This window comes from Pseudoalteromonas prydzensis, assembly GCF_011050055.1.
GTDB lineage: Bacteria > Pseudomonadota > Gammaproteobacteria > Enterobacterales > Alteromonadaceae > Pseudoalteromonas > Pseudoalteromonas prydzensis_A.
Map to the genome: position 1 here is coordinate 1 of NZ_DRGM01000106.1, position 10,561 is coordinate 10,561.

Here is a 10,561-nt window from a genome sequence, read left to right on the forward strand (position 1 = left end):
GATGTAGGCGGTGGTTTAGCCGTTGATTATGATGGCACGCGCAGCCAATCTCATAACTCAATGAACTACAGCTTAGCTGAGTATGCAAATAATATTGTTTACACCATAGGTGATATTTGTAAGCAGTATGAGCAACCGTTCCCGACCATTATTTCTGAGTCTGGGCGTGCATTAACAGCGCATCATGCCGTACTTATCTCTAATGTAATTGGCACGGAAAGTTACGAGCCGGAAGAAATTCAAGCACCAGCAGATGACGCCCCATTATTGCTTAATAACATGTGGCTATCGTGGCAGCAATTACATGTACTGACCGATGACCGTGCATTAATTGAGATTTATCATGATAGCCAAGGTGACTTAGCCGAAGCACATAACCAGTTTGCGATGGGATTATTAGATTTAACTCAACGGGCATGGGCAGAGCAAATTAATTTACGTGTATGTTATGAGCTTAACAAACACATGGATAATAAAAACCGTTTTCATCGCCCAATCATCGATGAACTCAATGCGCGGTTAGCGGATAAGTTTTTTGTTAACTTCTCACTGTTTCAGTCATTGCCTGATGCGTGGGGAATTGACCAAGTGTTTCCGGTATTGCCATTAAGTGGCTTAACGGAAGCACCGCAACGACGTGCGGTATTATTAGATATTACTTGTGACTCGGATGGTGCGCTTGATCATTATGTTGATGGTCAAGGTATTGAAAGCACTTTACCGGTGCCAGCATTTAGTGCTGAGAAACCGTATTTAATGGGCTTTTTCTTAGTGGGGGCGTATCAAGAGATTTTAGGTGATATGCACAACCTATTCGGTGATACCCACAGTGCGATGATCAGCATGGATGAGCACGGCGAGGCGAGTATCGTAGAAATTAATCAAGGTGACACAGTGGCAGATATGATGCGCTATGTGCACTTAGATGTTGAAGGTTTTCAATCTTCATATGCACAGCTGGTGGCTGCAAAATTACCACCGGCTGAGCAACAAAGTGTGCTTGATGAATTACAAGCGGGTTTAGACGGTTATACTTATTTAGAAGAGCTTTAATATGACCACTTTGTTTGATCACCCTGATCACTCATTGTATTCCAATGGCATGACGTTTTTACGTCAGCCAATGGTACAAAATATCACGGATATCAATGGCGATGTTGTGGTGCTGGGTTTGCCATTTGATATGGCAACCTCGGGACGTCCAGGTGCACGGTTAGGCCCTGATGCTATTCGCCGTGCATCAGTGCATTTAGCATGGGAAGAAACAAAATACCCGTGGACGTTTAAATTGTTTGAGCGTTTAAAAGTAGCGGATGCGGGGGATTTTACTTACCCTGTCGGTGACGCTGAATATTTTACTGCTAAGCTTGAGCAAGCCGCGGGCAATATTTTAAGCCAAGGTAAAGCGATTTTAGGTTTAGGGGGCGACCACTTTGTAACCTTACCTTTACTACGTGCGCACGCTAAACGCTTTGGTAAAATGGCCTTGGTGCATTTTGATGCCCACACAGACACTTACAGTAATGGCTCACGCTACGACCATGGCACCATGTTTTATCATGCGCCGAAGGAAGGACTGATTGACGTTGATCACAGCATCCAAATTGGTATTCGTACTGATTTTGATCAAAGCAAACACGAGTTTGCAGTGATTGATGCAATGGCAGCCAATGATTTATCGGCGCAAACCATTGCTGAGCAAATTTTAGCCCGAGTAGGTGATTTGCCGGTATACGTAACCTTTGATATAGATTGCTTAGATCCGGCGTTTGCTCCTGGTACTGGTACACCCGTATGTGGTGGCTTAACATCAGATAAAGTACTTAAGATATTACGTGCCCTCAAAGGTATTAATATGATTGGTATGGACGTGGTTGAAGTATCACCTTCGTATGATCAAAGTGAATTAACTGCGATTGCCGCAGCAACCATTGCCAGTGAACTACTGCATTTATGGGCATTAAAGCATAAATATTAATATGCATTAATGCAGACTAAAAAAGCGCCAATTAGGCGCTTTTTTTAATCCAGCAAATTATGGAAATTTCATATTATGCTTTTTTGCATAGAGCAAACAAACAGGTATCTCGATAATTAAGTAAGTTAGCAAGGTAAACCAAAACCAATTCAACTTAAATCCTAACCAGTTGAATTCAATGCTGGAGTTGTAATATAAGCTCGCAGCGATAAACAAAGTTACGGCCGTTGCAAACACATCTTGCATCGATACTCTTTTAAAGTCATTGCCCGCAAAGCGTGGGTAAATAAAACCATACCCTAACGCAATCACGGTAGCGGCTAAGACGATTAACGTTAACTCCGGTGTCATTGGGGCTGATATTGCCTTGCATGTGTAATTCGCTCTTGAGAGCTTGGGTGTGTTGATAAGTATTTTAACCAACTATCATCAAGTTTAGCCTTTTCAGCTAAGCTTGTTTGCAGTGCTTCAATCGCATCGGCAAAATCATGATTAGAGTAACCCAACTCAATTAATTTTTCGATGGCATACTGATCTGCTTCGCGTTCCATATCTCGTGAAAATGCTTGCTGTAAAAACGACGAGCCAGAGCCAAGTACCACTTCTGTAATACCCTCTAAGTCACCAAAAATAACAGCGAGAACGATGCTGCTGGCTGCTGCTTGGGCAGTTAGGCGAATGCCATGATGATACTCAACATGACCAATTTCATGCAATAAAATTGCCCGCAGCGCGTCCGGCTTATCATTAAGTAAAGTAACCAGTTCATCAGTAACAACAACGCGGCCATGTGGCAGTGCAAACGCATTAGCCGACAGGTAGTCCGATTGATAAAATGACAGTCTAAATTTAGTTGTATCTAAATTCAGCTTATTGAGTATGGTTTGCCATTGTAATTGCAGTGCCGCTTGTTTGTCTTCACTGAGCATTGATGGCTCTAAAGCAACTTTCTCAATCACAGTGAGAGCTTGTTCACCCATATTTTCAACGGTGTTAGGTGAGGCCAAGCTTACGCTATACACCGCGATGGCAGGGATGCCTCGGTATAAAATAAACCAAAGTAGCAATGGTGTTAGGATAATTGACAGTAAAATAAGCGCTTTATTTTTCTCTAAGCGTTCAGTAAGGCCTTGTTTATCAGCCGCAAACGGCCAACGGAAATGGATATCTTGAGGTACAAAGCGACCACCTTCAGAAAAGCTGATTGCGGATGCAATGCCCGGCAGTGGACTCTCTAACTGGCAGTTAACTAGTGCGGAACACAGTAAAAGCTGTTGTTGAGCACCGATAAGCTGCACATGTTCGTCAGTGACAATGGCGCTGCATTGTTGATGTTGGCTGCTATTAGGGTAGTAATAGCAGCCTATGATGGCAGAATTACTCATCAAGTAAGCGAAATATCAATATCGAACACATTTGCCGCTTCTTCAGCGAATGATGACTGCTGCTGTTGTGCAGTATCAATAATTGCAAGGGCACCAGTATAAACGGTTACCTCTGTTGCTTTAGCGAGTAGGCGAGCTTTACGTATTTTTGCCCACGGGTAAGCCATCCCCAAACTAAAGATGATAGCCAGCGCATTGGTAAATAAAAGTATGCCGTAGTCAACTGCCTTTAAATCAGATTTAAAGCTAGCAACATCGTCAAATTCACTGCTGTTAAAAATATGATTGCGAATAATTGATTGATAAACCGCACTAATCAATGTCAGAAATGCAATATAGAAGGCTATGATTAACACGGGAAATAAAATTGTCGAGACATTTAAGTTATCTGAGTCAATATTACCTAAACCCATCGCAACACCACTAATACCTACAAATATACCAAAAATGACCAAACCTGCGATTGCAACTCCAATTGTAATGAGTGCAGCCATATAATAGGTTTCCCCTTTGAGGTTCACATTGATGGCTTTATTACCGTAGCTGATGTTTTCATGTAAATATTGATCCATACGTTTTAACGCGTAAGGCAGTAATAAATACAATGTGAACACACTGGCAATAGGCAATAGTACAAAGTTAATTAATGCATCGCCGTAGTTGCCAGAAAACGCAAAGCGTACGTTACGATGACGGGTCATACGCATATTAAAACGCAGGCCTTGATTGATGATCCAAGGCATAGCAAATAAAAAGCCTAGTGCGAATAACAGCCCAATTAATGGTAATAGCTGTACTACAAGGCTGTAAATTACAAATACCACCACCGCTAAAATACGCCCTTTGAGGATCTGTATCGGGGTTGCTAAATAATCAAAGCTGTGGCCGTCAATACGGGTGTTGCTATAAAAATAGCGATAGGTGCGTACTTTTGCCCATGCTGAATAAATGCCGAGGGTTAAAATACTGAGCAGAATATTGACTATCCAAATGCCAAAGAATTCGCCAGCTTGACCGCCAAATTGTACTCTGCCTTGAAAAATAGTTGAGTTAGTTGCTGTTGTGGGTGATTCAGTTGAATGTATGGTGGGTTCCATGTTATTTCCAGTTCCTTTTATGAAGTAGCAAAAGTTACTAAAAAAACACCTTTTAATCAATCATAATCAACAGTAACAACTGATTTAACGCGCTAAAGATTGAGTTTTCAATTTTAGAACTTCCTGTTATATCTGTTATACTCACGGCGTCATTTTATGAGGCTGTTATGATTTCAAAAAACCAACTCAAGTTAATTCGCGCATTAGGTCAAAAAAAGTACCGAAAGCAACATAATCAATACCTTGTGCAAGGTGAAAAAAACGTACTTGAGTTATTGGCAAGTGGCTTAGCGATAGTTGATGTATTTGCGACAGCTGCTTTTATAGCACAGTTCCAAGCACAATTTACCCATGTCACTATGGTAGAAGCGGACGAAGACAGCCTAACTAAAGCTAGTACCTTAGTGTCAAACAATGCGGCAATTGCGGTTGTTGCTATGCCAACGATTGCCTTACCAAACCCAGAAGGGTTAATGTTAGCGCTGGATGGGGTATCCGATCCTGGTAATTTAGGGACTATTATTCGTGTTGCAGATTGGTATGGTATCAAGCACATTGTTACAAGCTTAGACAGTGCTGATCCATATAATCCAAAAACCATCAGTGCCACAATGGGCTCGTTTGTGCGTGTTGCAGTCAGCCAAGTTGATTTACCTGCTTATTTAAATGATCTTGATTTACCCATATATGGCGCGTTTTTAGCAGGCGAAAACTTGCATCAAGCAACATTAGCGCAATCTGGCGTATTACTAATGGGCAGTGAATCTCATGGTATTCGTGCTGAATGTGCAGCGTTGGTTACAAATAAAATCACCATCCCGGCATTTGGCGCAGCAGAATCACTCAATGTTGCTATGGCAACGGGAATTATTTTAGATAATTTTAAACGCCAAGCTTAACCTTTTGCGCCAAACTGGGTTAAATTAACATCAAGCAGATAACAATAATAATCGGTAAACCAATTAGATGCGTTTAAGCACCATAAAATTAGCGGGCTTTAAATCCTTTGTAGAGCCCACTAAAATTCCATTCCCCGATCAAATGACCTGTGTTGTTGGCCCGAACGGCTGCGGCAAGTCTAATGTGATTGATGCGGTGCGCTGGGTGCTTGGTGAAAGTTCGGCAAAAAACCTGCGTGGCGATGCCATGACCGATGTTATTTTTAATGGCTCTACCAATCGCAAACCGATATCGCAAGCCTCTGTTGAACTGATTTTTGATAACACCCAAGGGCATTTACCAAATACCTTTGCCGATCGCAATCAAGTGGCCATTAAACGTTTAGTGACGCGTGATGGGCAATCGTTGTATTTTCTCAATGGCAGTAAGTGTCGTAAGCGCGATATCACCGATATATTTTTAGGCACCGGCCTTGGTCCGCGTAGTTATGCGATTATTGAGCAAGGCATGATCTCACGCTTGATTGAAAGCAAACCTGCTGATCTACGCGTGTTTTTAGAAGAAGCAGCGGGTGTTTCAAAGTACAAAGAGCGCCGCCGTGAAACGCAAACCCGGATCAAAAGTACCCGCGAAAACCTTGAGCGCTTACTCGATGTTCGCCAAGAGCTGCAAGCACAAGTTGATAAACTGGCAGTACAGTCAGTTGAAGCAAAAAAATACCGCGAACTAAAAGCGCAAGAGCGCACCCTCAAAGGTCAACTTGCTGTACTGAAATGGCAAAAATTACATCAGCAGCAAGTGACTAAAGCCGACAAAATGGCCCAGTTAAATGAGCAAATTAGCTTCTTTAAAACCGCCCATTCAGGTCATGACGATGTACTAGCAAGCCTTGAAAACCAAGTACAACACCAGCTTGAAAAACTCAATGATGCGCAGCAAGCTCAACACAAAACGCACACCGAACTTACCCGTGCTGAGCAACAACAAATTAGTTTAAAGCAGCAACAGCAAGCGTTTAATCATAATTTGCTTAAACAGCAGCAGTTGCAACTGCAAAATCAGCAGCTACAACGCCAGCAGAAAGATCACACTGATGAGCAGCAAAATGCCTTACAAGAAGCGATTCAACATACTTTAATATGCACAGAGCAAGTTACTGAAATGGCAGAAACAGTTGCTCAGCTACACACTGAAAAAGAGCAAAATGGTGCTGATAGGCAAGCTATTAATGAGCAGTTTCAAACTATTAATGCGCAATATAGCCAGCAACAGAATATCGCTGATCAATATACACAAAATTTACAGTACATTGAAAATCAGCAAACTGCATTGCTAAGTGAATCAGCGGAACTTGCCGATAACCCAATTGCACAGCAGGTAACCCAGCAACAACAATTAATGCAGTCGTTAACCCAAGAGCTTGCGGCAAAACAAAGCGCATTAAACAAAGTTCAGAGCAATGTGCAGCAAGCGCAAACAGTTTTACGTAGTAGCCAAGATACCCATCAACTGCTAACACAGCAACACAACGAAAATAAAGCTAAAATAGCGGGTTTGAATGCAATGCTCGGGGATACTAAAGAGCAAACTGATGGCAATCTGTTAGCACAATTAGTGGTGCGTAACGGCTATGAACATTTAGTAGAGCAGGCGTTACAAGGGCTTGAACAATTGAATGTAACCGCAGTGGCAACCCCTAACGGAATATGGCCAACAGTTGAGACTGCACCTGAAGGTTCATTGGCGACATTTATAGAGCAAGGAGTTTACCCTGATTTATTGCATCGAATTAAGTATAAAGATGATTTTAATCATAATGATTTAGTGGATCAGTATTGGCTTGCAGTAATAGATCGCGAGGGTAATATTCATGGCCGCAATTGGCAGCAACAAGCCAGTAAAAGTGCAGAAAACTCCTTGCTGATCAAACATAAACAGTTGTTAGAGGCTACGCAGTTAACAGCACAGCTCAGTGTCGAACTAGCTATACAAAGCAATAAGCTTACGACGCAACAGCAAGTATGCGAACAACTGCATGCCCAACGCGAAGAATTAAAAGCAGCGGTACATCAGCTTGCGCAACAAGTGGCTTCGGGCAGTACTCGTCGCGATATGCTTAAAGAGCAGTTGCAGCAATTTCAAAATCAGCAGCACAAGTTACAAACCAAGCTCGCGCAATTAAATGTTGAACACACCAGTATTGAAAATAAATTAACTGCACAACAGCAGCATATAGCTCAGCTGGCAAAACAGCGTGATGAAATAACTGACAGGCTAAATACTGCGCAATTGCAGCAACAGCAAAGTGATGAGCAATTTAAGCACGCTAATGCTCAGTTAGAGCAATATAAAACACGTGCTCATCAAGCAACGCTTAACGAGCAAAAAGCGCGCAGTGAATGCCAGCTTAGCGACACTAAGTTACAACACGCCGTTACTGCTTGTGAGTCAGCACGCGAAGCTGTAATGGACTTAACGGCGCAAATTGAAGAGCTCGTTATGCCGTTAGAAGAGGTGGCAGAGCAAATATTACGCTTGTTAGAGCAAAATCAACAAACTGACATTGAACTCAAAAATTTGCAAACAGCATTGAGTGAAGCTAAAACAGCACTTACTGATAAACAAACTGCGCTTAAAGCTTCACAAGCTGAAATGGGGCTGTTACAAGAGCAATTACAACAACATGCTCTTGAAGAACAAAGTTTATTAGTAAAAGCACAAGCGGCACTAGAGCCGCTTGATGAATTGCAGCAAAACTTAAAAGAAGTGTTGGCGCAGCTCCCCGAAAATGCCAACATAAATACTTACCAAGGGCAGCTTAATAAAGCCGTGCAGAGTTTAGGTGAGTTGGGGGCCGTAAATTTAGCGGCGATTGATGAATTTGAACAAGCGCAGCAACGTAGCCAGTATTTAGACGCCCAAGTAGAAGACTTAACTAAAGCGTTAACAACACTCGAAGGCGCCATTGGTAAAATTGATCGCGAAACTAAAACGCGCTTTAAAGCGACCTTTGATCAGGTCAATCTCGATTTTGCTCAGTTGTTTCCAAAAGTATTTGGCGGCGGCAGTGCCTATCTTGAATTAACCAGTGATGACTTATTGGAAAGTGGTGTTAGTATAATGGCACGCCCGCCGGGCAAGAAAAATTCAACAATTCACCTTTTAAGTGGTGGAGAAAAAGCGCTGACCGCATTATCATTAGTGTTTTCAATATTCAGGCTCAATCCAGCTCCGTTCTGTATGCTGGATGAAGTAGATGCTCCATTGGATGATGCGAATGTTGGACGTTTTTGCCGATTAGTTGAAGAAATGTCACAATCGGTGCAATTTATTTATATCAGTCATAATAAAATTGCCATGGAAATGGCAGGAAGATTGACGGGTGTAACAATGGCTGAGCCAGGCGTTTCGCGTGTGGTCGCTGTCGATATTGAACAAGCGGTGCAAATGGCACACGCATAATTATTAATATTTGAGTAAATAGATAATAAAAGGTGAGGGGATGGCCGAACAATTAAGATGGGTTTTAATCATTATCAGTGTCGTAGTCATTGGTGGATTATTAATACATGGCCTATGGTCAGTGCGTAAAAAAGATGCACCAACTGCGACAAATGACGAGCGGGTTGAGCCTGCAGATCATCGAGCAGCTGTTGAACGTCAAAGCGCACCTGAGCCTGTTTCTCATATTGAGCGTGATGAACCGCAGTTTGGCGATTTAAGCTTTAGTGCTGATGAAAAGCAGCAGCCCCAGGCTAATTCATTTGCACAGTCAGAGCAGGAAACAGGTTCTGATGTTGATGACGTTGCAACAGCAGCTGAGTCAAGTGATGAAGTGGTAACTGAGCAAGAGCCTGAGCAACCAGTAGCCAGTGATTTTATCATTGTCCATATTCAAATGCCTGAAGGCTTGAATATGGAAGGCAGTAAATTATTGCCAGCCGTTAACACGCTGGGTTTTAAATATTCAGAAGAAGGCTTTTTTAATCGCCATTTAGATCCTGCCGGCCACGGTCCAGTGCTATTTCGTTTAGTAAATATGTACAACCCAGGCACGTTTGATATTGATAATATGGAACAATTTAGCACTGCAGGGGTTAGTTTGTTTATGACCCTACCGTGTGACGGTGATGGCCTTGCCGCATTTAACATGTTGCACAGTGCCGCTAAAAAGTTAGCCGATGAGTTTGGCGCAACTATTTTAGATTCACAGCGTGAAGAAATGACCGTTGATAGCGTGCGTGAGTATGTTGAAAAAGTGAGACGTTTTTCAGTTTAATCATTTGCTATAAAAAGTAACTAGTTAAGAATTTTATAAGCCACTTGGCGATGACTCGTTTAAGTGGCTTTTTTTATGTTTTTTGAGGTCAGTATGTCCACTTTAGTGTTAGCGCAAATTACGCAGCTTCGTCAACAGTTAGAAGATCATAACCACAACTATTATGTGCTTGATAACCCGAGCATTCCGGACGCCGAATATGATCGACTGTTACGTGAGTTAAGTGCGCTTGAGACGGATAATCCAGAGTATATGAGCGCCGACTCTCCGACCCAAAAAGTCGGCGGAGCAGCACTTGCTAAATTTGAGCAAGTAACACATCAAGTCCCTATGTTGTCGTTAGATAACGCGTTTGGTGAAGAAGAATTCAGTGCCTTTAATCGTCGCATTAAAGAACGGTTGATGGACAATAAAGAACTTACCTTTTGCTGCGAACCAAAACTTGATGGCCTCGCTGTATCGATTTTGTACCGCAATGGCGTACTCGTGCAGGCAGCAACCCGCGGCGATGGCTACACTGGGGAAAATATTACCACCAACGTGAAAACAATTCGTAACGTGCCGCTAAAGTTACGCGGTGATGATTTCCCCGAGGAAATTGAAATTCGCGGTGAGGTGTTCATGGACAGCGCTGGATTTGACAAACTTAATGCTGATGCCGAAAAACGCGGCGAAAAAGTGTTTGTTAATCCTCGTAATGCCGCAGCAGGCAGCTTGCGTCAGCTCGATTCAAAAATCACAGCCAAGCGGCCGTTGATGTTTTATGCCTACAGTATTGGTGTTGTTACCAATGGTGAATTACCGAGTGACCATTATCAACAGTTAGCTAAGTTAACGGATTGGGGCTTGCCACTTTGCCCAGAAACAAAATTAGTTGAAGGTCAGCAAGCTGCGCTTGATTATTATCACGATATTCTTGAGC

General features: G+C 42.5%; 9 protein-coding genes. 6 read left to right on the forward strand and 3 right to left on the reverse strand.

Annotation, left to right across the window (positions count from 1 at the left end; translation table 11 throughout):
* Together speA and speB are read left to right on the forward strand one after the other, a co-directional pair.
* Positions 1 to 1,053: biosynthetic arginine decarboxylase (gene speA, locus ENH88_RS09825; protein ID WP_304182092.1), on the forward strand; the 1,053-nt coding region annotated here is incomplete at its 5' end.
* A gap of 1 nt (position 1,054) precedes the next feature.
* Positions 1,055 to 1,978, forward strand: coding sequence for an agmatinase (gene speB / locus ENH88_RS09830; RefSeq protein ID WP_304182093.1), 924 nt, complete (start codon positions 1,055 to 1,057; stop codon positions 1,976 to 1,978).
* Between the two features lie 57 nt (positions 1,979 to 2,035).
* Here the strand turns inward: speB and ENH88_RS09835 are convergent, their stop codons facing one another.
* The 3 genes from ENH88_RS09835 to ENH88_RS09845 are packed head-to-tail and all read right to left on the reverse strand — an operon-like array spanning position 2,036 to position 4,460.
* Complete coding sequence (locus ENH88_RS09835; protein ID WP_304182094.1) at positions 2,036 to 2,329, reverse strand: hypothetical protein; 294 nt, start codon at positions 2,327 to 2,329, stop codon at positions 2,036 to 2,038.
* The gene (locus ENH88_RS09840; protein WP_304182095.1) at positions 2,326 to 3,363 is read right to left on the reverse strand and encodes a M48 family metallopeptidase; all 1,038 of its coding nucleotides are present in this window, start codon (positions 3,361 to 3,363) and stop codon (positions 2,326 to 2,328) included. The genes ENH88_RS09835 and ENH88_RS09840 overlap by 4 nt, the downstream gene beginning before the upstream one ends.
* Entirely contained in the window at positions 3,363 to 4,460 is a 1,098-nt protein-coding gene (locus ENH88_RS09845) for a YjgN family protein (RefSeq protein WP_304182096.1), read from the reverse strand. Before ENH88_RS09845 ends, ENH88_RS09840 begins: the two co-directional genes overlap by 1 nt.
* A 167-nt stretch (positions 4,461 to 4,627) precedes the next feature.
* On the opposite strand from ENH88_RS09845, the gene ENH88_RS09850 reads away from it, so the two are divergent.
* From ENH88_RS09850 to ligA, 4 genes are all read left to right on the forward strand, one after another.
* Positions 4,628 to 5,359 carry an RNA methyltransferase gene (locus ENH88_RS09850; RefSeq protein WP_304182097.1) on the forward strand — a complete coding sequence of 244 codons (732 nt, stop codon included), beginning with the start codon at positions 4,628 to 4,630 and terminating at the stop codon, positions 5,357 to 5,359.
* A gap of 67 nt (positions 5,360 to 5,426) precedes the next feature.
* Positions 5,427 to 8,822 carry a chromosome segregation SMC family protein gene (locus ENH88_RS09855; protein WP_304182098.1) on the forward strand — a complete coding sequence of 1,132 codons (3,396 nt, stop codon included), beginning with the start codon at positions 5,427 to 5,429 and terminating at the stop codon, positions 8,820 to 8,822.
* Positions 8,823 to 8,862: 40 nt separating this feature from the next.
* Entirely contained in the window at positions 8,863 to 9,639 is a 777-nt protein-coding gene (zipA, locus tag ENH88_RS09860; protein WP_304182099.1) for a cell division protein ZipA, read from the forward strand.
* A 93-nt stretch (positions 9,640 to 9,732) separates the two neighbouring features.
* Positions 9,733 to 10,561: NAD-dependent DNA ligase LigA (ligA, locus tag ENH88_RS09865; RefSeq protein ID WP_304182100.1), on the forward strand; the 829-nt coding region annotated here is incomplete at its 3' end.

Coding starts and splice junctions, on each gene's coding strand:
- ENH88_RS09850 (WP_304182097.1), top strand. CDS start 4,628: ATGATTTCAAAAAACCAACTCAAGTTAATTCGCGCATTAGGTCAAAAA.
- ENH88_RS09855 (WP_304182098.1), top strand. CDS start 5,427: ATGCGTTTAAGCACCATAAAATTAGCGGGCTTTAAATCCTTTGTAGAG.
- ENH88_RS09840 (WP_304182095.1), bottom strand. CDS start 3,363: ATGAGTAATTCTGCCATCATAGGCTGCTATTACTACCCTAATAGCAGC.
- ENH88_RS09845 (WP_304182096.1), bottom strand. CDS start 4,460: ATGGAACCCACCATACATTCAACTGAATCACCCACAACAGCAACTAAC.
- ENH88_RS09835 (WP_304182094.1), bottom strand. CDS start 2,329: ATGACACCGGAGTTAACGTTAATCGTCTTAGCCGCTACCGTGATTGCG.
- zipA (WP_304182099.1), top strand. CDS start 8,863: ATGGCCGAACAATTAAGATGGGTTTTAATCATTATCAGTGTCGTAGTC.
- speB (WP_304182093.1), top strand. CDS start 1,055: ATGACCACTTTGTTTGATCACCCTGATCACTCATTGTATTCCAATGGC.